Source organism: Pseudomonas fluorescens (assembly GCF_001648775.1).
Taxonomy (GTDB): domain Bacteria; phylum Pseudomonadota; class Gammaproteobacteria; order Pseudomonadales; family Pseudomonadaceae; genus Aquipseudomonas; species Aquipseudomonas fluorescens_M.
This window is the reverse complement of the sequence record NZ_LVEJ01000033.1, coordinates 91,940-114,916: the sequence shown is the minus strand read 5'-3', so window position 1 is coordinate 114,916 and position 22,977 is coordinate 91,940. Positions and strand designations below refer to the sequence as shown.

Below are 22,977 nucleotides of genomic sequence, written 5' to 3'. Positions count from 1 at the left end.
GGGTGGTTCGGGCATCAACACCAACGGCAAGACCAGCATCGACGTGCTGCCGCAAGGTTTGAACCTGGGCTACGTCAACGGCACCGTCGATATCCCCGGCATCGGCAAGATTCTTGACCTGAAAGTGCTGGCCCGGGCGTTGAAGAGCAAGGGCGGCACCAACGTGTTGTCGACGCCGAATCTGTTAACCCTGGACAACGAAGCGGCGAGCATTTTTGTCGGCCAGACCATTCCGTTTGTCAGCGGCAGTTACGTGACTGGCGGTGGCGGCACCAGCAATAACCCGTTCCAGACCGTGACCCGTGAAGAGGTGGGTTTGAAGCTAAACGTGCGCCCGCAGATTTCCGAGGGCGGCACGGTCAAGCTCGATATCTATCAGGAAGTCAGCAGCATTGACGAGCGGGCTTCGGCCAGTGCCAATTCGGCGGGGATCGTCACCAACAAACGCGCGATCGATACCAGCATCCTGCTGGATGACGGGCAGATCATGGTGCTCGGCGGGTTGCTGCAGGATGGCTACAGCCAAAGCAACGACGCGGTGCCATGGCTGGGCAGTCTGCCGGGGATCGGCGCGCTGTTTCGCAACGAACGTCGGGCGATCACCAAGACCAACCTGATGGTGTTTCTGCGCCCGTACATCATCCGTGACAGCGAGGCGGGGCGCAGCATCACCCTCAATCGCTACGACTTCATGCGTCGCGCCCAAGGTGGTTTGCAACCGGAACGCAGCTGGGCAATGCCGGACATGCAGGCGCCGCAGTTGCCGACGGCGGCGCAGGGAGTTCCAAGTTCGGTTCCGGCTTCGGGCCCCCGTGCGACCATCAAAGCCGTGCCGATTGAGGGAGGCCCGCGTCTGTGAGTCTCTTGCCTTACGCCTGGGCCAAGGCGCAGCGGATTTTGTTGTGCGATGGCGTGCTGACGGTGTGCCCGTCGACGCCGGGCTGGTCGATCAGTGAAGCGCGGCGTCAGTTTGGCGCGACCACGATTCAGCGGGTGCGCGATGACGAACTCGATGGCTTGCTCGCCAGCGCTTACGCCGATACCGGCAGTGCGGCGGCGGTGGTTGGCGCGGCGGAAAACGAAGTCGACCTCGACCGGCTGATGCAGGACATGCCGGAAATCACCGACCTGCTCGACACTCAGGACGGCGCGCCGGTGATTCGCATGATCAACGCCTTGCTCACGCAAGCGGCGCGCGATGAGGCCAGCGACATTCACATCGAACCGTTCGAAACCCATTCGGTGGTGCGCTATCGCGTCGACGGCACCCTGCGTGACGTGGTCTCGCCGCGCAAGGCTTTGCACGGTGCGTTGGTGTCGCGGATCAAGATCATGGCGCAGCTCGACATCGCCGAAAAACGCCTGCCGCAGGACGGCCGCATCGCTTTACGCGTGGCCGGGCGGCCGATTGATATTCGTGTTTCAACCGTGCCAACCGGGCATGGTGAACGCGTGGTGATGCGCTTGCTCGACAAACAGGCTGGGCGCCTGCATCTGGAAACGCTGGGCATGGACGCGCAGGTGTTGGCCAAACTCGATCACCTGATCCGCCAGCCTCACGGCATCGTGCTGGTCACCGGGCCGACCGGCAGCGGCAAAACCACCAGCCTCTACGCGGCACTGGCGCGGCTCGATGCAAGCACCAGCAACATCCTCACCGTGGAAGACCCGGTGGAATACGACCTGCCGGGGATCAGCCAGATTCAGGTCAACGCCAAGATCGACATGACTTTTGCCTTGGCGCTGCGGGCGATCCTGCGCCAAGACCCGGACATCATCATGATCGGCGAAATCCGCGATCTCGAAACCGCGCAAATCGCCGTGCAGGCGTCGCTGACCGGTCACTTGGTGTTGGCAACGCTGCACACCAACGACGCGGTGTCGGCGGTCAACCGCTTGATCGACATGGGCGTTGAACCGTTTCTGCTGGCGTCGTCAATGCTCGGGGTTTTGGCGCAGCGACTGGTGAGGCGGCTGTGCAATCAATGCAAGGAAGAAGACCCCACCGCGCCCGGCACCTGGCGCCCGGTCGGTTGCGCAAACTGCAATCAAACCGGCTACAGCGGCCGCACCGGCATTCACGAATTATTCTGCATCGACGACGACATCCGCACGCTGATTCACCAAGGGGCAGGGGAACAGGCCTTGCGCGCATCGGCCGCCAAAGCCGGGATGTTCAGCCTGCGCGAGGACGGTGAACGCTGGATCCGCAGCGGCGCCACCGCGCCTGAAGAAATCCTCCGTGTGACACGGGACGCCTGATGAATCGCTATCGTTTTGAAGCCGCTGATGCGACCGGCAAGATTGAATCCGGGCACCTTGAGGCGGACAGCCAGGGCGCCGCGTTCAGCGTTTTGCGCGGGCGCGGTTTGACCGCGTTGTCGGTGCATAAGGAAAGCAACGTCGCCCAGCACGGCGGCGGTGGATTGTTCAGCGCCAAGCTCTCGGACAACGATCTGGCCTGGGCCACACGGCAACTGGCGAGTCTGCTCGGCGCGAGCCTGCCATTAGAAGCCGCGCTGAGCGCTACGGTCGAGCAGGCCGAGAAAAAACACATCGCCCATACGCTCAGTGCCGTGCGTGCGGATGTGCGCAGTGGCATGCGTCTGGCTGAATCGCTGGCCGCACGACCTCGGGACTTTCCCGAGATTTATCGCGCGCTGATTGCGGCGGGGGAAGAGTCCGGCGATCTGGCGCAGGTCATGGAACGGCTGGCCGACTACATCGAAGAACGCAACAACCTGCGCGGCAAGATTCTCACCGCGTTCATCTATCCGGGCGTGGTTGGATTGGTCTCGATCGGCATCGTGATTTTCTTGCTCAGTTATGTGGTGCCGCAGGTGGTCAGCGCGTTTTCTCAGGCGCGACAGGATTTGCCGGGATTAACCCTGGCGATGCTCAACGCCAGTGATTTTATCCGCAGTTGGGGCTGGCTGTGTGCAGTGATCATGGCCGCCAGTTTCTGGAGCTGGCGCCTGTATCTACGCAATCCAGCGGCACGTTTGAGTTGGCATCATCGGGTGCTGAAATTGCCGCTGTTCGGGCGCTTCATTCTGGGTCTGAACACCGCGCGTTTTGCCTCGACGCTGGCGATTCTCGGCGGCGCCGGGGTGCCGTTGTTGCGTGCACTGGAGGCAGCGCGGCAGACGCTGTCCAACGACCGCTTGAGCCTGAGTGTCACTGAGGCCACGGCCAAGGTGCGTGAGGGTGTGAACCTGGCGGCGGCGTTGCGGGTGGAGAACGTGTTTCCGCCGGTGCTGATTCATTTGATCGCCAGCGGCGAAAAAACCGGTTCGCTGCCGCCCATGCTCGAGCGCGCGGCGCAGACCCTGTCGCGTGATATCGAACGGCGGGCGATGGGCATGACCGCGCTGCTGGAGCCGCTGATGATTGTGGTGATGGGCGGGGTGGTGCTGGTGATTGTGATGGCGGTGTTGTTGCCGATCATTGAGATCAATCAACTGGTCCAGTAGTGGTGCGTCTGAAGTATTGATGCTGTTTGGGCCGGCCCCTTCGCGAGCAGGCTCGCTCCCACAGGGGGAACGCATTTCAAATGTGGGAGCGAGCCTGCTCGCGAAGAGGCCTGTCCGGGCAACAAGAAATCCAGATTTTTTTCCAGGGCTTCAGCATCACCCGACCCTCAAAAGAACCATCCTCGGGTTCTCCTTTCTGTCATCTGCAACCACCCGCCACAGCCTCCAGCCCGATTCCGCCAAACCCCTGATCCAGACCCTGCGCTGCACCCGACAAACTCCCGAGAAAATCCCTTCAGAAACAGCTCGCAGCTCCCGAGGTTTTTTCCTTTATCTGTCACCGGAACCTGCGAATTTCTCAGTGCGACTTAACCAAGGCCAACGCTAGCGAGGGCCCCGGTGAGTCCTCCCAGTGTCATGCAAGTCACCCGAAAACCTGTGTTCACAACCTAGTTGAAAAGGAGATTCTTCATGTTCAAGCGCACTCTGATCGCAGCTTCCCTGACCGTCGCCGCTCTGGCTTCCGCTCAAGCCATGGCCGTTACCGGTGGTGGTGCAACTCTGCCTGCCGCTCTGTACAAAGGTTCTGCCGACAGCATCCTGCCAGCCAACTTCACCTACGCGGCTGTGGGTAGCGGCGCTGGCAAAACGGCTTTCCTGACCAACGTTGCCACTGGCTTCGGCGCCACCGGCACTGTGCACTTCGCCGGTAGCGACTCGGTACTCAGCGCTTCGGACATCAGCACCTACAACAGCGCGTTCGGTGCTTCGTACGGCCCGCTGATCCAACTGCCGTCGGTGGCCACGTCGGTTGCCATCCCTTACAAAAAATCCGGTCAGACCGCTCTGAACCTGACCAGCGCGCAACTGTGCGACGCTTTCTCGGGCACCGTGACCACTTGGGGCGGCCTGCTGGGCACTGCTGACACCACACCGATCCGCATCGTTTATCGCAACGTTTCCAGCGGCACTTCGGAAATCCTCACCCGTCACCTGAACGCTGTCTGCCCAACCAAGTTCACCACCAACTCGACGTTCGTCAACGCCCGTCCAGCCGGTTCGACCTTGCCGTCGAACTGGGTCGGCGTCGCTGGCACCGCTGACGTGGCGCCTACCGTTGCCGCTGTTGACGGTTCGCTCGGTTATGTCGGTCCGGATGGCGTAGACGCTACCAGCAACGCCCTGGTTTCGCGCATCAACAACGTACAGCCAACCTCGGCCAACGTTGCCCTGGCACTGGCTTCGGTGACTCCACCGGCGACCGCTGCTCTGGCCGCTGACCCGACTCGCTGGTCGCCAGTGGTGGCTAACCCGGCCATCGGTTACAAACTGGCTGCCTACACCAACCTCATCGTCGGTCAGTGCTACAAGGATGCAGCCGTGGCCAACGACGTGAAGGCGTTCCTGACCACTCACTACAACACCACCACCAACGACCTGGCCGTCAAGAACCACGGTTTCGTGACTGTGCCATCGGCCTGGAAAACCAAGGTGTATGAGACCTTCGTTTCCAACGCTACCGGTTACAACCTGAACATCAACAACACCAGCGTCTGCAACACCATCGGTCGTCCTTTGTAAGGCTCCCGATTCACACCGCAACACGAATGGCAGCCCCTTGGGGCTGCCATTTTTTTTGATGGCGCAGAACGGTCCGCCGCGAATACTCCCCCAACATGAAGTTTGTGTGACATCCGTTCGGTCGCGACCGCCGCCAACTGCCTATGACGTAACAGCAGGTTTTTGCACGCCTGCGGCATGTGTGGCAACCAACGTGTGGCAACCCAAAAGGATCTCGTAGTGATGCTCGCTCGCCCATCCCGTCGTACCAACGTCCAGTCGTTCAAACGTGAAGCCGTGGAGCCGGCGCTGTGGTTGCTCAAACCGCTGGCGCACGCGGTGGCGTTGTGTCTGGTGGCGGGCAATGCGCACGCAGCAACGGCGTTCAGCTCCAACTGGTTCGCTGCCAAGGGGGCCGCGCAGCAAGCCGCTGCCGCACGGCCGAGCACTGGCGGTTTGCCGGGGATGACGCCGCCACTGGCGCAGCAGCAGAAAGCCAACCAGCAATTGCAGCGCTCGATCCAGACCCTGAACAACACCGTCGCCGCGATTGCCGCGCAGCAGGCGGCGCAGGCGGCCGGTCGTGCCGCTGCGTTGGGCTCGGTGCAGTTTGTCCCGGACGGTCTGGGCGAGGGCGGTCTGAAGGTCGATAACAGCCTCACCCAAGGTTGGCAGAATGCCAAAGGCCCGCAGCAAACCCAGGCTGACGGCAAGACTACCGTGAAGATCGAGCAGACTGCCGACAAGGCCATCCTCAACTGGGAGACCTTCAACGTCGGGCGCAACACCACTGTCGAGTTTGCCCAGCAGGCGAACTGGGCGGTGCTCAACCGGGTCAACGATCCGAATGCGCGGGCGAGCCAGATTCAGGGGCAGATCAAGGGTGACGGCACGGTGATGCTGATCAACCGCAACGGCATCGTCTTCAGTGGCAGCAGTCAGGTCAATGTGCGCAACCTGGTGGCCGCGGCCGCCAACATCACCGATATCCAGTTCCGCGACCGTGGCCTGTATTTCGACAGCAGCGCCACTCAGCCGACCTTCACCGATGCCGCCGGCAAGGTGTTGGTGGAGCGCGGTGCGAGTATCACGACGCACAAACCGGCGACGTCGACCGATGCCGGTGGCTATGCCTTGCTGCTCGGCAGCGAAGTGCAGAACGACGGCAGCATCAGTACCGTCAAGGGCCAGACCGTGCTCGGCGCCGGTGATCGTTTCTATATCCGCAAAGGGGCGGGCACCGAGGGCAATGCGCTGTCGACCACGTTCGGCAACGAAGTCACGCCGGGCTTCAAGGCCGGCAACGTCAGCGGCAAGGTCAGCAACAACGGCTTGATCCAGTCATCTACCGGCGACATCACTTTGACCGGCCATGAAGTCGTGCAGAACGGCGTATTGCTCGCCAGTACGTCGGTGGCGTCTCGCGGCACGATTCACTTGTCCAACCCCGCGAGCGACAGCGGCGGCAGTGTCACCCTGGCGCAAGGCAGTGCCACGGCGATCATGCTCGACAGCAGCGACCTGACGGCGCTCGACAGCCAGCATCAGGCCGCCTTGAGCGCGGTCACTGCGAACAACCGGATTCGCGGCGATCAGTCGCGCATCGAGATACAGAGCGGCGGCAGTGTCGAGTTCCAGAACGGCTCGATCACCCTCGCCACCGGTGGCCAAGTGGCGGTGACGGCGCAGCGCCGCAGCCTGGTGCGCGATGGGGCAATGATCGATGTTTCCGGTGCCCTCGGCGTCAAAGTGGCGATGGAAAACAACAACATCAAGATCAACGTGCAAGGCAACGAGCAGCGCGACGCGTCGGTCAACCGCGACAAAGGCGCGCTCAACAGCAATGACATCTGGGTCGATGTGCGCGAACTGGTCTACGTGCCGGCCGGCACCAACGGCTATGCCACGGATCGCTGGTACACGGCCGGCGGATTGCTGGAAGTCGGCGGCTATCTCGGCACCCAGGCGCACAGCGTCGGCGAGTGGATGGCGCAGGGCGGCACGGTGAGTTTCGCCGGTAACGATGTGGTCACCGAGAAGGGCTCGTTGATCAATCTGTCCGGCGGCACCATGGACGTGCAGAGTGGCGAGATCCGCCAGAGCTGGCTGCGCGGTGCCGACGGCAAGCTGTATGAAGTGTCGCGTGCGCCGGGTGATCTGCTTTACACCGGGCTGTACAAAGGTTTCGAGGACAGTAGCGAACGCTGGGGCCAGACCCGCTATTTCTACAATCCGCTGATTGCCCCGCGTTCGCGTTTCGAGTCGGGTTACACCGTCGGGCGTGACGCCGGGCAACTGGTGATTGCCACGGCCAACGCCGTGCTCGAGGGGCAGATGCTCGGCGAGGTGTATCAGGGCGAGCGTCAGAATCAGGCGCCGAAACCGGTGCTTGATGGTTATGCGCAGAGTCAGACCGCGCTGGCGCGCCGCGCGCAATTGATCGTCGGCAGTTATGACCCTGCGTATGTGGCGGCCGCGGGCGGCGTGTTGTATGCGCTCAACCCGTTGCTGGATCAGGTGCAGATCGGCGGTCAACGGCCACTTGCCGGCACTGATCCGGACCTCGCCGGCGCCGTGTCGCCGGCGCGCCAGGGCAAGCTGTTTCTCGATAACGATCAGCTCAACGGCTTCCGTCTCGGTGCGCTCAAGGTGGCGGCCAGGGATCAGGTGGTCGTCGCTGGCGCGCTCAGCGTCGATACCGCTGGCGACATCACCCTGTATGCGCCGGATGTGCAGGTCGACGCTGACCTGACCGCGCGCAGCGGCAGCCTGCGTCTGGGCAACGTACTCAATCAGTTCAACGGCACCGTGAGCAGCGACACCCGACTCACGGCGAACACCGGCAAGCCGACGCAAGTGTCCGTGGCTGAAGGCGTTCATCTCGATACGCGCGGCGTGTGGAGCAACCTGCGCACCCAGCCCGACGATGGCGCCAGTCTGGCCTCGCTCAACGGTGGCTGGGTGTCGATCCGCAGCAGCGGCGATATCAATATTGGCGCCGGCAGCCTGCTCGATGTGTCGTCCGGCGGCGCGATCCTCGCCAACGGCAAGACCCGCGGTGGCAAGGGCGGTGACCTGACCGTGGAATCCAGCGCAATTTCCGCCCCCGGTCAATCGCACCTGCGCCTCGATGGCGAGTTGCGTGGCTACGGTGTCACCGGCGGCGGCACCTTGACCGTGCAGGCCAACAAGATCCTGATCGGCCAGACCGACAAAGCGTTGGCCGACAACACCCTGCGACTGTCCACCGATCTGTTCAACAAGGGCTTCTCCGCGTACAACCTGATCGGTTTGAGCGGCCTGGACGTCGCCGAAGGCAGCGTCGTTGACGTCAGTCTGCCGGTGTACCGTTTTGGCGACGCCGCGCCGAATCAGCTCAGCGGTGCCGACCCACACGCGGCGCTGGAGCTGTGGACGCCGGGGTTGTTCCAGGAAAACCCGACCCAGGGCGCGCTGACGCAACGCGCCGGTGCCAGCCTGACGCTGCAAGGCGGGGCCAGCCTGCTCAGTCTGATCGATGCGGCCAACAGCAGCCTGACCCTCGGCCGTGGTTCGCGCATCAGCGTCGACCCGGGGCAAACCATCAAGTTGCGCGGCGCCGGGCAGATCACCGTGGACGGTGAACTCAATGCCTGGGGCGGCACCATTGATATTCGCCAGCAACAGTTCGGTGCGATCAAACCGGCCACCTCCGATCAACTGGCCGAGCCGAACGCACACAACCGTTCGATCTGGATCGGTGAATACGCGCGGCTGGATGTGGCGGGGCGCGCGAACACCGCAGTGGATGCTTTGGGTCGCACCTACGGGCAGGTCGGCAAGGGCGGCAGCATCATCCTCGGTGGCGAGATCGACGCGAAGCTTGCCACGGCCACGGCCGCCGATGCCTACGTGGTGGTGCGCCAGGGCGCGCAGCTCGATGCGTCTGGCGCCGAGGCGCTGCTGGACATCGCCGGGCAGGGACTGACGCGTGTGACCACCGACGGCGGACGCATCGCCATCGGCTCTTACAATGGCTTGTTTATCGACGGCGATTTACGTGCGGCAGCGGGCGGTGTCGGGGCAGCCGGTGGTCGTCTGGAAGTGGCGCTGGAGACGCCGTTGTACGCCGATTCGGCGGCCAACAACGTGCGCACGCCACGCGAGTTGATTATCGACCAGACATCCACCGGGCAGACGCTGGCCGCCGACCTGCGCCCGGGCGAGGGTGACGACGGTTTGCGCTACGGTCAGGCCCGGGTGCATGCCGACAGCCTGATGGCCGGTGGCTTCGACACCTTGAGCCTGTTGAGTAACGGCCTGTTGTCGTTCGACGGTGACGTCAATCTGCACATGCAGCAAAGTCTCAGCCTGTACGCCGGGGCGCTGTCTCTGGCCGAGTCAGGCAAAGACACGGCCCGGGTCGATCTGAGCGCGCCATATCTGCGCTTGTCCGGTGTCGGCAGCTATTACAGCGTGGTCGGCAGCGTGCGCCCACGCCTGACGAACAGCCCGACCGGCCAACTCGCGGACGCCCGCTTCACGGCGTCGGCCAACTTGCTGGATCTGGGCAACGGTCTGTCGTTCGGGGCACAGGGTTCGATCCTGCAACTGAAGGCACCGGCCGCCGAATACAGCCGCCGTGGGTTTGCCGAGGTGAGTCTCGACAGCAGCGGTGATCTGCGCTTTCTGGCGCCGACCGATGGCGCGGATAAAAGCCGTCTGTGGACACCGGGTGACTTGAACCTGCGTGCGGCGCAGATTTATCCCGCCAGTGATGTGCAGGCCGAAGTGCGTGTGGGTTATCAGGGCGCGCAGTCGGTTGCCGAACATACCCTGCGCATCAGCGGCCACGGCGCGGCGCCGGCTGCGGCGCCTTATTCGGCGTTCGGCAAGCTGACGTTCTCGGCGGCGTCTATCGAACAGGGCGGCGTGTTGCGTGCACCGCTGGGCAAGATTGTCCTCGGCGACGACTTGTTGACCACCACCCGTGAGGTTCGTCTGCTGCCGGGCAGCGTGACGTCGGTCAGCGGTGCCGGGCTGGTCATGCCGTATGGCGGCACCACCGACGGCATCGACTACCGCTACGGCGGCAAGTCAGTGGTGTTGAACGGCGTCACCGGGGAAGCGACCGGCGTGTCGATGAGCACCCAATTCATCGATGTGCAGAGCGGTGCAGTCATCGATTTGTCGGGCGGCGGCGACCTGCGTGGCGCCGGTTTCATTTCCGGGCGCGGCGGTTCCACCGATGCCCGTTTCAATCCGCTGGTGCGCAACGCCATCGACGGCAGCTTCAGCCTGCCGGGGCTGGCGAGCAACCCGGTGTACGCGATCGTGCCGGGCAACCAGAGCACTTACGCGCCGGTGCTGGCCGAGGCAGGCGCGGTTGATCCACGGATCGGCCAGCAGATCACCCTCGGCGCCGGAGTGCCGGGCTTGGCGGCCGGTACTTACACGTTGTTGCCGTCGACGTTTGCCTTGCTGCCCGGCGCGTTCCGGGTCGAAGTCAACGGTCAGGCCACGCCGGGCGCCAGCACGGGTGTGTTGCCGATGCGCAATGGTTCGTGGACCGGCAGCGGGCAGATGTCGATTGCCAACACTGGCCTGCGCGACAGCCTCGCTCGACAGGTCATCCTGACCCCGGCGCAGGTGTTGCGCGGTTACTCGCAATACAACGAAACCAGTCTCAGCCAATTCATCCAGAGCGATGCCGTGCGGCGCGGGGTTCCCCGGGCGCTGGCCCCGCAGGACGGCAAGACCCTGGACCTGCGCCTGATTGACGGTGGCGAGCAGGACATCGCGTTGCAGTTCAATGGGCAGGCGCGGTTCGGTGCCGCGGCCGGTGGTCTGGTCGGCACGGCCGTGGTGCGCAGCGGCAACGCCCGCAGCAGCTTCGAAATTCTCGGCAGCGGGCAGGCACCGACCGAGGGCTTCAACGGTATTTCGCTGTACGCCGAAACGCTCAACAACCTTAACGCCGGACGTTTGACCCTTGGCGCGATGCCTACTGTCAGCTACAGCACCGCGGGCAACATCATTGGTTTCATCGGTGACACCTCCAGCATCGTCTTGCGTGACGGGGCGTTGCTGTCGGCGCCGGAAGTGCTGTTGCGCAGCAACTCGATCAATGGCGGCATCACCATCGAAGCGGGCGCCGGGATCAACGCCTTGGGGCGTGGCAACGCCGCTTATGACTCGACGGCCGGGTACATCTATCAGCCGGGCGCGTCCAGTGTGGTGGTGGTCTCGAACGGCTGGACCAATGTGCTGGCGCCGGAGGCGGGCGGCGGTTTCACCGGTGCCGGCAGCATTCGGATCGGCACCTGCGCCACGGCAGTTTGCGCCAGCCCGGCGCTGCTCTACTCAAACGGCAGCATCACCGCCGCCACGGATAATCAGTTCGAACTGGGTGAAGCCGTGCGTTTCGGCACGCGTCATCTGGCCCTGGCGGTGGGCGCGGTCAACGCTGGCAGCGCCGAAGCGTTGGCGGCTGCGGGCAACCGCGTACCGGCCGGCCTGACCCTGAACCAGAATGTGCTGGACCGGTTGCTGCGCGGTGATCGCCAGTTCGGCGCGCCGGCTCTTGAGACACTGAGCCTGACCACGCGTGATGCTTTCAATCTATACGGCAGCGTGACCCTCGATACCTTCGATGCGCAGACCGGTCAGAGCAAGCTGCAAAACCTCGTCCTCGCCACCCCGGCGATTTATGGCGCAGGCACGGCCGAAGATATCGCGACGATCCGCACCGCCAACCTGATCTGGAACGGTGCCACTCAGGACCCCGGCAGTGTGATCAGCGGCGGCGCCGGTACCGGCAGCGGCACCCTGGATATTCAGGCACAACGCATCGAATTGGGTTACGGCCCGATGCCACAGCCCAACGGCCTCGATCAGAACAATCGTCTGGCGCTGGGTTTTGCCAACGTCAACCTCAGCGCCAGCGAACGCATCACTGCCAACCACAAGGGCAGCCTGGCGGTGTATCAACAGCAGGGCGCTTACGACCCGCTCAAGGGTTACGCCTACACTGGCGGCAATCTCACTTTGCACACACCGTTGCTGACCGGTGAGGCAGCGTCGGTCAATCTGCTCAAGGCCGGCAATCGTCTGACGCTCAGCGGTGCCGGTGCTGCGGGTGTGGCCGATGCCCTCGGTGCAGAGTTGAATCTGCAAGCCCGCGACATCGTGCTCGACAGCCGCATCGCGTTGGCCAGCGGCAAGCTCACGGCCAAGGCCGAGCACGACTTGACCCTCGCTGGCGGCGCGCAACTGGACATGGCCGGACGCACCTTGCCGTTCAATGACGTAAGCAAGTACAGCTGGGGCGGCGACGTGTCGTTGTTGAGCAACAACGGCAACATCCGCCAGTTCGCCGGGTCGCGCATTGATCTGTCGGCGAAAAACAATCAGGCCGGCAACCTCAGCGCCGTTGCCTTGGAAGCGGATGCTGGCATCGTCGATCTGCAAGGCGAGATTTTCGGCGCCAGCAGCGGCTATTACGATGCCGGCGGCACGCTGGTGCCGTACAAGGCTGGGGGCGTGGACATTCGCGCTCAGCAGTTGGGCGGTGATGCCAGCGCGCAGTTCGCGGCACTCAACCAACGCCTGAATGCCGGGCAGGTGTTCGGCAGTCGCAGCTTGCAACTCAAGCAAGGCGATTTGCTGATTGGCGATGGGCTCAAGGCTGGCGAGGTCAATGTCTCGGTGGACAATGGCAGCCTGACAGTCAACGGCTTGATCGATGCCAGTGGCGAACGGGTCGGCAGCATTCGGCTGTCGGCGCAGAACGGCCTGACCCTGGCCAGCAACAGCGTGCTCGATGCCCATGGTCGGGTGTTGCGCGTCGACAGTTACGGCAAGATCATCGACGCGCCGAACCGGGCCATGGTCGAGCTGAATTCCGGGGCCGGTGTCTTGACCCTGGCGTCCGGCACGCGCATCGACTTGCGCCATGGTACTGATGCGGTGCCGGGGTTCCTCGCCGGTCAGCATGACCAGATGCTGCGCGGCACCGTGGAACTCAACGCGCCGCGTCTGGGCGCCGGCGACATCGCCATCGATGCCAGCGGCACTGTGAATATTCAGGGTGCGCGTTCCATCGGCCTCAATGGTGTGCGCCGCTATGATGATGCGCGTGATGGTGTCGACCTTGCGGTCAGCGGCCGGCCTTATCAGGTGATTGATCAGGCCCTGGTCAGCCGTATCGACGGCGACAACAGCACGTTCGTCGACGCTGCGCTGAACAACGCCGATCTGTTGCAACGCAAACTGGCCGGCCTGAACAATGCGGCTTACGCCGATGCTTTCCACCTGCGCCCTGGTGTCGAGATTGCCAGCAAGACGGCTGACGGCGACCTGGTGGTGGAGGGTGATATCGACCTGTCGCGTTACCGCTATGCCAGCCTCAACCCGCACACGCGCAAGGTCGATGGCGTCTACGGTTCCGGTGAATCCGCCAGCCTGGTGATCCGTGCCGGCGGCAACCTTGATATCTACGGCAGCATCAACGACGGCTTCGCGCCGCCACCCGAGACGGTCGACGATGCTGGCTGGAAGCTGTTGCCGGGTGTACAGCCGTTCGGCGGTGATCTGGTGGTACCGGGGACCGGGGTAACGTTGGCGCCGGGTACGCAATTCCCGTCGGGCGTGACCCTCAATTACGACCTGCCGATTCAGGCGACGACGCTGGTCAGCGGCACGCTGTTGCCGGTGCAGGTGGAACTGGCGGCGCCTTATACCTTCAGTGCCGGCACGGTGTTGGCGGGGGCGGTGCATGACGCCTCGGGTAATCTGCTGTACGCCGCCGGGACGCTGTTGAGCAGCGATGTGACCGTGCCCGCCAGCAGCCGTTTGGGTGCGGGTATTCGCTTGAACCGCAACACCGCGTTGCAAGCCATGAACTGGCCCAAAGGTGTGCCGTTGCCGGGCGCCTTCGATGCCGACACCGGCAGCAGCAAGCATTTGATGTTGAGCAGTTCGCTGGCGCTGTTGCGCGGGTCGTTGATTCCGTCGATGACCAATGTGGTGCTCGCTGACGGTGTCGCATTCATCGAGTTGCGCGCTTTGAATGGCGCCAGCCAGGGTGCCAACTGGGCAATCGCGCCGATGTTGCCGTCGGGTAGTGCTTCATGGTCGATCCGCGCGGTGGCGGGGGCTGATCTTTCCGCCGCCGATAGTCGTGCAGTGAAACCGCTCACCACCGAAGGCAATTTGCGCCTCGCGGACACTCATTACGGGGCGAAGATCACCGAAGGCAATCCACGCGCGGTGTGGTCGGAAACCAACCAGTATGGTTTCCCCGCCTTCGAACCGGTGCCCGAGGAATACCTGATTCTCTGCGAAACCGATCCCGGTGCCTGTGCACCGATGGCGCGCTGGACCTGGGCCCCCGGCAACCAGTTCGGCTTTCAGGATTACGCGCCGATTCCCGAGGAATACCTGACGCTGTGCGATAGCTATCCCGAGGTGTGCGTCGAAAGCAATCCGGCGAAAAGCGCCAGTATTCACAGCCAGATGTTCAGCGTCTTGCGCACCGGTACCGGTGATCTGGATTTGATCGCCGCCGGTAACTTGAGCATGGCCTCGCCGTTTGGTGTGTACACCGCTGGCACCCAGTCGGCCGATGTCGATCCGCGCTTCAATCAGAAACGCGCACACCTGTCTGATAACGGTTCGGTGCTGGGCAGTGCCGGTGGCGACGTTGAAAAATGGGTCGACGGTGGCGCCGACAGTCTCTATCAGGCCTGGTATCCGCAGTTCGGTGGCAATCTGACGGTCAATGCCGGCGGCTCTGTCTCCGGTGACACCCTCGGGCGCAAGGCCGCGAATAGCGGCGGCTACCGTGAGCAGGTGCCAGGTGTCGCGGTGGGCAATTGGTTGTGGCGCCAGGGCGATGGCAGCAGTGACGTGCCGACCGCATGGTGGATCAACTTCGGCAGTTATGCCACTCAGCCGCTGCCGGATGCCGACATGGACGCGGCGCCGTACCTGGTGGGTTTTACCGGTTTCGGTACCTTGGGCGGTGGCAACATCAGCCTGCGCGCCGGTGCGGACGCCGGCATGCTCAAACCGATGGGGGATGCGCGGACCAACCCACGCAGTCAGGGGTTGATCGTGGCGGTGGGCAGCAGCGGTCGTGTCGGCAGCGACGGCAGTCTGCAATTGACCGGTGGCGGCGACATGGACATTCGTATCGGTGGCACGCTCAATCCGTCCCTGCAAGCGCGCGCCGGCAACGATGGGATCACGCCGCCCAAGCACGATCTGCAAGGCGCGTTGATCAACCTGCGCGGCGCGGCACAAGTCAGCGGCAGCGCGGTGGGCGGGATCAATCTGCAATATGGCGCCAACAGCGTGTTGCATGATGCGCGCGAAACCCGTGCGCTTGATCCGTTTACCGCAACCACCAGCAATGCCTCCGGCGGGCTTGTACTGATCCCCGGTGACTCGGGCATGCGCATCAACACCCGTGGCGATCTGGTGCTTGGCGGCGCAGCGGACCCGGGCCGGGTGCGCTTGCAGAACGCCACGCCGCTGTTTGACGAGGCGGGGAACGTCAGCCAGGGCGGGATTTTGAGCGGCTTTTCGCTGTGGACCGAGCACACGGCCATCGATCTGTTCTCGGCCGGTGGCAATCTCACCCCGAGTACCCAATTGGCCGAGACCGACACCAACGGGCCACTCAAAGGGCAGAACACCTCGCCAACCGACAGCCGTTTCGTCTATCCATCGATTCTGCGCGCAGTGGCGGGGCAGGGCTCGATCTACGCCGGTTCGTCGGCGGCTTACAGCGTCGGCAACACCGCCCCGGCGACCGCCTATTCGCTGTTGTTGGCGCCGTCGGCGTCGGGTCAACTGGAACTGCTGGCCGGTGATTCGATTTATGCCGGTGGCTATGCGATCAACCAGTCCGGGGCCAGTCCACTGGCGATTGCCACGCCGTTCGCTCCGGCGCTCAACGGCTATGCCAGCAACTCGGCGCAAACGCCGTTTATTTCCAACAGCGGCAGCGATGGAGTGCTGGCTGAACCGAACCTGCGTTATCCCTTGTTCGCTTTCGGCAGTAACTCGTACGCCGGCCTCAGCGATGTCATGGGCCCGGCGCGAATCTACGCGTTGACCGGTGACCTGGTCGGTATCCGCAGTGGCGAATCGTTGCGGGCGAGCGATTCGCTGCGCACCTGGTACGAAGCGGCAGGGCCGGTGTGGATGATGGCCGGTCGCGATATCGTCGCCTCTGGCACCAATCTGGGCCAACCGACGATTTCGCCGAAGGATGGCGTCGGCACCAGCAAGGACACGATCTACTCTACCGGCAACCTGTTCGTGCACAACGACCCGAGGGATGTATCGAAAGTGTCGGCCGGTCGCGACATTCTCTACAGCAGCTTCGACATCGCCGGTCCCGGCACCCTTGAGGTCAATGCCGGGCGCAACCTCCTCATGGAGGACCGGGCCAGCATCACCAGCCTTGGCTCGTTGCTGGCTGGTGATCAGCGGACGGGCGCCAGCGTGGTCTTGCAGGCGGGCGTCGGCGCGCAGGGGCCGGATTATTCACGGTTCATCGCGCGCTACTTGAACCCGCAGAACGTCGCCAGTGCGGATGCCTCTCTCAGCGCGCAACCGGGCAAAGTGGTCAAGACTTACCTCGACGAATTGCAGAGCTGGCTGACCTTGGGCTACGGCTTCAGTGGCAGCGCAGAGCAGGCGCAAGCGTTCTACGCCGCACTGCCGAGCAGCGCACAGGCGGTTTTCGCGCGGCAGGTGTATTTCGCCGAGTTGCGTGCCGGTGGCCTGGAATACAACGATGTCGACGGCCCCCGTCAGGGCAGTTACCTGCGCGGTCGCAATGCCATTGCCGCGCTGTTTCCAACCACTGATGTGGCGGGCAATCCGATCCGTTACGACGGCGATATCACGATGTATGGCGGGGCAGGGGTCAAGACCCTGTTCGGCGGCGACATCCAGATGCTCACCCCGGGCGGCGGTCAGGTGTTCGGCATCGAAGGCGCGGCACCGCCGTCCACGGCGGGGATCATCACTCAGGGCTCGGGCAACATTCAGCTCTATTCGCAGGGCAGCATTTTGCTCGGCCAGAGCCGGATCATGACCACCTTCGGCGGCTCGATTCTCGGCTGGTCGGCCGAGGGCGATATCAACGCCGGTCGCGGCTCGAAAACCACCGTGGTCTACACCCCGCCGAAACGGGTTTACGACACCTGGGGCAACGTCACACTGTCGCCATCGGTGCCGAGCACCGGCGCCGGTATCGCCACGCTCAACCCGATCGCCGAAGTGGCGCCGGGCGACATCGACCTGATCGCGCCGCTGGGCACCATCGATGCCGGCGAGGCAGGGATTCGTGTCTCGGGCAACGTCAACATCGCCGCGCTGACGGTGGTCAATGCCGCCAACATTTCGGTGCAAGGCAAGGCGACCGGTGTGCCGGTGGTGTCGGCGGTAAATACCGGCGCGATCACTTCGGCCAGTTCCGCCGCATCGTCGGCGACGCAAGCAGCAGAGGACGTCGTGCGTCAGCAGCAAGCGGCTTCGCGACAGAATCAGGCTTCGGTGTTCACCGTGCAGGTGTTGAGCTTTGGCAACGAACAGCTCGCGCCTTCACGTGATGGCGCCAGCCGCGCACCTGCGGCGGGCTACAACCCGAACAGCCCGGTGCAGGTGTTGGGCGCCGGGACGCTGGATGAACAGGCGAAACAGCAGTTGACCGAGGAGGAGCGCGGGCAACTGACGCTGTAAAAGACTCTCGTGCAGTACGTTTGGGCGACCTGTTGGTCGCCCTTTTTTATATTTATGAGGTTCGTGGGTATTGTTGTCTGGTGTGGACTAACGTCAGTATTTTGATGCGCCCGTTCACTCGATAGACCAGCAGATAGTTTGGATTGACCACCATTTCCCGGGTGCCTGGCACTCGACCGGATCTGTAACCATAAGGGATTGATGAAAGCCTTTGCGTTGCTGCACCTACCTTGTGCTGCAGAGCCGCTGAAGCGTTGGAATTGTATTGTTCAATGTAATCGATAATGTCAGCCAGATCGTCCAGAGCCTGATCGCTCCATTCAAGCGGCAGCGCGTCGATTCTTGCGTTTCTCTTCTAATAATTGGTCGAGCCGCACCATGGCTTCCTCATGGGGAATGCCCGGGCGAGGATCATCCAGTGCAGCCTGCACCTTGGCACGAAACCAGCGATCGTAGCTCTCGGCCTCTTCTTCGGATTCGAAGTCAGAGTAAAACGGGGAAAGTAATATGCTCATAGTGATCTCCGTGATCAATCTCGGCAGTCTAAGGGGGGAACGGCCCGTTGTCGTCACTGGCTGACGATGCACCCCATGAGCCCTTGAGGAACCATGGGATAACGGAGCCCAGTATCTGCAAGCGCCCCCTTTAAATCTGCCAGACGTTTCCCCCCGTTGTCCGGTAATCTCGACCGCCGCTGTAGGCGTATTCCACCCATGCGGTTTTCAGGTTTTCAGGCTACAAATCCAGGTGCGCTTTCCTACAAATGCACTCAGAACGCATAGGGAATACTCACCTTCGCCCAAAGCATTTCACCTTCCGGCCGGTTCTCCACATCAAACTCCTTGGCCCAGCGAATCTCCGCGCTGGCGTACTTGAGAAAGGTGAAGTGCAGCGCCGGGCCAATCGCGAACACCTTGCCACGCACACCATCATCGACGTCCTGCCCGGCGAACTGCACGGTGTGGCCGAACTGTTTGTCGTCGGTGGTTTGTTGGAGGAAATAGCCGTTGACGCCGAGCATCAGGTCGTCGGTGATCTTGTAGCTGGCTGAATAGTCGAAGTGGAAAATCTGTCCCGATTTGTAGTCGGTGTCCTTGTTCTTCTCGTTGAAGCTGTAGGTGGTCTTCATCGAGACTTCGGTCTTGTCCGTCGGTAACCAAGTGAAGGAGAACAGCGGCTTGTAGGTGTAGAAATTGTTGCTGGTGTTGGCCAGCCGATCGACGCTGTATTCGCCAGTGGGTACGGTAATTTCAACAGCGGCGCCGAGGGTCAGGTTTTTGCCCATGTCCCACAGAATGATCGGCGCGACGGTGGTATCGCCCATGCCTTCGCGGGTGTCGCTCAAGCCGAACACCGAGACTTCCTGCTTCAACCACGGCTGGGCGATGTAACCGGCCAGGCGTCCGCCGAACACGCGCACGGGGCTTAAATAATCGAGACGCGGAATCACCGCGGTGGATTCGATTTCGACATTCGGCACCTTGCCCCCCAAGGAGCTGATGTTGAGCTTGGTCGATTTGTAATGGTTGTAGTAGAGGTTGAACGCGACCATGTTCTCCGGAAGGCTGTCGACTTCCAGCGGCAGCATGAAGAAACCGTCGGTGCCGGGGCCGATGTTGTCGACGCCGGCTTCGGTGGCCAGCGCCGGTACGGTCACGGCGCAGCCCAGCAAGGAAAGGGTCAGGCGCAGGGGCAATGTCGCGCGGTTCGGGTGCATATCCGTCCTCATTATTATTGTGTTTTGGCCGCAGCGCCGGCACGCAGCACGCCCGGCACTATAGAAATAAGCGCTTGGCGCCCGGCGGGGCAGGGTATTGGCGGACAGTTAGGGGGACTTCTGCGGACAGTCGGCCAACCCTGTGCTAACTTCCTTCGACATAACCGGTTACAAAAATAACAATCAAGCGTGATCCGGAATGTCAGCCCCCATGAACGTAAAAGTCCAAGACCCGACCTTTGAATTGGCGCTGGTCTCGCCGTTTCTTTTGCAAACCCTCGCTGAAGTCGCGCAGAACAAAGGCATCGAGCCAGAAAGCCTGTGCCGTGGGCTGGGTTTCACCCTCGAAGACCTGCAGGATCCGACGCAACGGATTTCCTACCGTCAGGCGGTGGCAATGATTCAACGCGCGCTCAAGGCGCTGCCCAATCAGGGCCTTGGCCTGTGGGTGGGTGCACAGAATGTGCTTGGCACACTCGGTTTGCTCGGGCACGTGCTGTCGTTGTGCAAAACCCTGCGCGATGCTTTTGCCTTGGGCATCCGTCATCAACACACCTCTGGCGGGATTGTGGTGTCCAGCGTCGATGTGGTTGGCGAGCAACTGCATCTCGATGCCGAGTGCCGCTTGCCGTTTGCCGATGTGCAGGTGTTCGCGGTCGAGGAGTTTTTCGCCAGTTTGCTGGTGTATGGCCGAGCGTTGGCGGGGGCTGATTTCAAGCCGATTGCCGTGGAATTCATGCATGCCGCGCCGGACTATCTCAGTGAATATCAGCGCTTGCTGGGGCCGGAGGTGCGCTTCGGCTGTCTGCACAATCGCATGCTGATCGACGTGCAGTGGCTGGACGTGAATCTGCCCAATCACCATGCTTTGGCGTTGCGTCAGGCGGTTGCATTGCTGGAGCTGGAAGCGGCGCAGGTGCATCAGAAACTCGATCTGATTCAGGCCGTGGAACGGGCAATTGCCAGGGATCTGAGCAGTGGCAGTCACATTGAAAAGATTGCCGGCGATTTGAACATGAGCAGTCGCACATTGCGCCGGCGCTTGACCGAGCATGCGTTGACGTTTGAAGCGTTGCTGGAGCAGGTGCGGCAGGCGCGGACGATGAGTTTGCTGGGCAATCCTGATATGCCGATCGAGCGGATTACCGAGGAAGTCGGCTACAGCGATGTGCGCAGTTTTCGCCGGGCGTTCAAGCGCTGGACGGGGATGAGCCCGAGTGCTTGGCGTAATGACGCTAACCCTCACCCCAGCCCTCTCCCGGAGGGAGAGGGGGCCGACCGCGGTGTCTTGTGTCATGCATCGACCTGAAAGATTTTTGTCGATTATGGATTCGGTACAGCACTTTCAAGTCGGCGTAGCTCTTCAATATCCCCGAATCAGTTCCCTCTCCCTCCGGGAGAGGGCTAGGGTGAGGGGCTTTTGACTTTCCATCCAAACCCCCACAAATCCTCCGGCCACAGGTAAACTCCCGCGCACTTTCCCAAGGAGTTCACATGAGTTACTACCAGCCGGGCATTCTCGCCACCCCAGTTCCTGCGCAAGCACGTCACCTGTTTTTCGCCCTTGAATCGGTTGAAGCCCTGCCGCAGGCGATCGACAACCTGATCAATCAGGTGGATGGCAAGTCGGCGGTGGTCGGTTTCGGCGAATCCCTGGCCAAGGCCCTCAACGTGCAGATCGACGGCCTGCGCAGCTTCCCGGCGATGACTGGCGTTGGCGTGGAAAACCCGTCGACCCAGCACGCGCTGTGGGTATGGCTGCACGGCGTCGACCGGGGTGAACTGCTCAACCGTTGTAACGCCCTCGAAGCCGCTCTGGCGCCAGCGCTGCGCCTGGTCGAGATGCAGGAAGCCTTCCGCCACAAGGACGGCCACGACCTGACCGGTTACGAAGACGGCACCGAAAACCCGCACGACGAAGCGGCCATCGCTGCTGCCCTGCAAAGTGCCGGCACGGACGGCATGGTCGGTGGCAGCTTCGCCGCGATCCAGCAGTGGCAGCACGACCTCAAGGGTTTCCACACACTCTCGGCCGACGACAAAGACAACATCATGGGCCGTCGCCTCAGCGACAACGAAGAGATCGACGACGCGCCAGTCTCCGCCCACGTCAAACGCACCGCGCAGGAAAGCTTCGCGCCTGAGGCGTTCGTCGTGCGCCGCTCGATGCCGTGGATCGAAGGTGATCGCGCCGGTTTGATGTTCCTCGCTTTCGGCTTCTCCCTGGACGCTTTCGAAGCGCAACTGCGGCGCATGAGCGGCCTGGAAGACGGCATCACCGATGGCCTCTATCGCATCAGCCGCCCGATCACTGGCGGCTACTACTGGTGCCCGCCGCTGAAGGACGGTCACCTCGATCTGCGCGCTCTGCGCATCGGCTAAAGGAAGAGATATGGACGTGGTGCGCTGGGGCATGATCGGTTGTGGCAGCGTCGCTGAACGCAAGAGCGGGCCGGCCTTCTACAAGACGCCCGGTTCGGCGCTGGTGGCGGTGATGGGCCGACGCCTGGAGGCCGTGACCGACTACGCCGCGCGCCACGGCATCGCCCGCGTCTACACCGACGTCGATGCACTGATCAACGATCCCGAGGTGGACGCGGTGTACATCGCCACGCCGCCCGACAGCCACCACGCCTACAGCCTGAAAGTCGCCGCCGCCGGCAAACATTGCTGCGTGGAAAAACCCATGGCGCTGAATGCCGGGCAAAGCCGCGACATGCAGCAGGCGTTTGCCGAGGCGGGTGCCCACCTGTTCGTTTCCTACTACCGCCGTTCGTTGCCGCGTTTTGCGCAGGTGCGGCAGTGGTTGCAGGAGCGGCGCATCGGTGATGTCCGGCATTTGAGCTGGACCCTGACCAAAGCGCCGTCAGCGGTGGATCTGGACGGCAGCAATAACTGGCGCACCGATCCGGCGGTGGCCGGTGGCGGCTACTTTGCCGACCTCGCCAGCCATGGCTTCGACCTGTTCCAGTACCTGCTCGGCGACATCGTCGAAGTCGCCGGATTCACCGCGCGTCAGGCCGGGTTGTATGCGGCGGAAGATGCCGTCAGCGCCAGTTGGCGGTTCGCCTCCGGCGCGCTGGGCATGGGCTGCTGGAGCTTTGTCGCGGATCGGCGTGAGGATCGGGTCGAGATCATCGGCAGCCTCGGGCGGATCAGTTTTTCCGTGTTTGATGAGCATCCCGTGCAATTGCATGCCGATGAAATCATTAGCCTGGAAATCCCCCATCACCAACACATTCAGTGGCATCACGTGCTGGGCATGAACGCTCACATTCGTGGCGATTCACAACATCCCGCCGTCGCCGAGCAAGCGCTCAAGACCGATTGGGTCATGGATCAGATTCTCAAACGCCACTAATCCTCCATGCGTACACCGTCCCCTGTGGGAGCGAGCTTGCTCGCGAAAGCGTCCTGTCAGTCAATAATTTGGTGACTGATACACCGCCTTCGCGAGCAAGCTCGCTCCCACAGGGAATCGCGTGTGTC

At 62.6% G+C, this 22,977-nt stretch carries 10 protein-coding genes and 1 pseudogene; 8 read left to right on the top strand and 3 right to left on the bottom strand.

Annotated features, from left to right (window positions below):
• The 5 genes and pseudogenes from A8O26_RS26955 to A8O26_RS26935 all read left to right on the top strand — a co-directional run.
• A pseudogene (locus A8O26_RS26955) lies at positions 1 to 859 on the top strand (type II secretion system secretin GspD); the annotation flags it as partial.
• Positions 856 to 2,262, top strand: a complete 1,407-nt coding sequence (gene gspE / locus A8O26_RS26950) for a type II secretion system ATPase GspE (RefSeq protein WP_064120673.1) — start codon at positions 856 to 858, stop codon at positions 2,260 to 2,262. The pseudogene A8O26_RS26955 and the gene gspE, both read left to right, overlap by 4 nt.
• Positions 2,262 to 3,473 (top strand): type II secretion system inner membrane protein GspF, encoded by a 1,212-nt coding sequence (gene gspF, locus A8O26_RS26945; protein WP_064120672.1) that lies wholly within the window; start codon positions 2,262 to 2,264, stop codon positions 3,471 to 3,473. Before gspE ends, gspF begins: the two co-directional genes overlap by 1 nt.
• Positions 3,474 to 3,944: 471 nt before the next feature.
• Positions 3,945 to 5,054: a substrate-binding domain-containing protein gene (locus A8O26_RS26940; protein WP_064120671.1), complete on the top strand. Its 1,110-nt coding sequence runs from the start codon at positions 3,945 to 3,947 to the stop codon at positions 5,052 to 5,054.
• Between the two features lie 222 nt (positions 5,055 to 5,276).
• Positions 5,277 to 17,771 (top strand): filamentous haemagglutinin family protein, encoded by a 12,495-nt coding sequence (locus A8O26_RS26935; protein ID WP_064120670.1) that lies wholly within the window; start codon positions 5,277 to 5,279, stop codon positions 17,769 to 17,771.
• A gap of 52 nt (positions 17,772 to 17,823) precedes the next feature.
• Here A8O26_RS26935 and A8O26_RS29600 read toward each other — a convergent pair whose 3' ends face one another.
• The 3 genes from A8O26_RS29600 to A8O26_RS26925 form a co-directional block, all read right to left on the bottom strand.
• Entirely contained in the window at positions 17,824 to 18,045 is a 222-nt protein-coding gene (locus A8O26_RS29600; RefSeq protein WP_253757050.1) for a type II toxin-antitoxin system RelE/ParE family toxin, read from the bottom strand.
• Positions 18,046 to 18,091: 46 nt separating this feature from the next.
• A complete protein-coding gene (gene relB, locus A8O26_RS26930; RefSeq protein WP_064120669.1) occupies positions 18,092 to 18,286 on the bottom strand; it encodes a type II toxin-antitoxin system RelB family antitoxin in 195 nt (64 codons plus the stop codon).
• A gap of 254 nt (positions 18,287 to 18,540) precedes the next feature.
• Positions 18,541 to 19,488, bottom strand: a complete 948-nt coding sequence (locus tag A8O26_RS26925) for a SphA family protein (RefSeq protein ID WP_064120668.1) — start codon at positions 19,486 to 19,488, stop codon at positions 18,541 to 18,543.
• Positions 19,489 to 19,699: 211 nt separating this feature from the next.
• Between A8O26_RS26925 and A8O26_RS26920 the strand changes: the two genes are divergently transcribed.
• The 3 genes from A8O26_RS26920 (at position 19,700) to A8O26_RS26910 (ending at position 22,849) form a co-directional block, all read left to right on the top strand.
• Entirely contained in the window at positions 19,700 to 20,797 is a 1,098-nt protein-coding gene (locus A8O26_RS26920) for an AraC family transcriptional regulator (protein WP_064120667.1), read from the top strand.
• A gap of 185 nt (positions 20,798 to 20,982) precedes the next feature.
• Complete coding sequence (locus tag A8O26_RS26915; RefSeq protein WP_064120666.1) at positions 20,983 to 21,870, top strand: Dyp-type peroxidase; 888 nt, start codon at positions 20,983 to 20,985, stop codon at positions 21,868 to 21,870.
• Positions 21,871 to 21,880: 10 nt separating this feature from the next.
• Positions 21,881 to 22,849: a Gfo/Idh/MocA family protein gene (locus A8O26_RS26910; protein WP_064120665.1), complete on the top strand. Its 969-nt coding sequence runs from the start codon at positions 21,881 to 21,883 to the stop codon at positions 22,847 to 22,849.
• Positions 22,850 to 22,977: the final 128 nt, after the last annotated feature.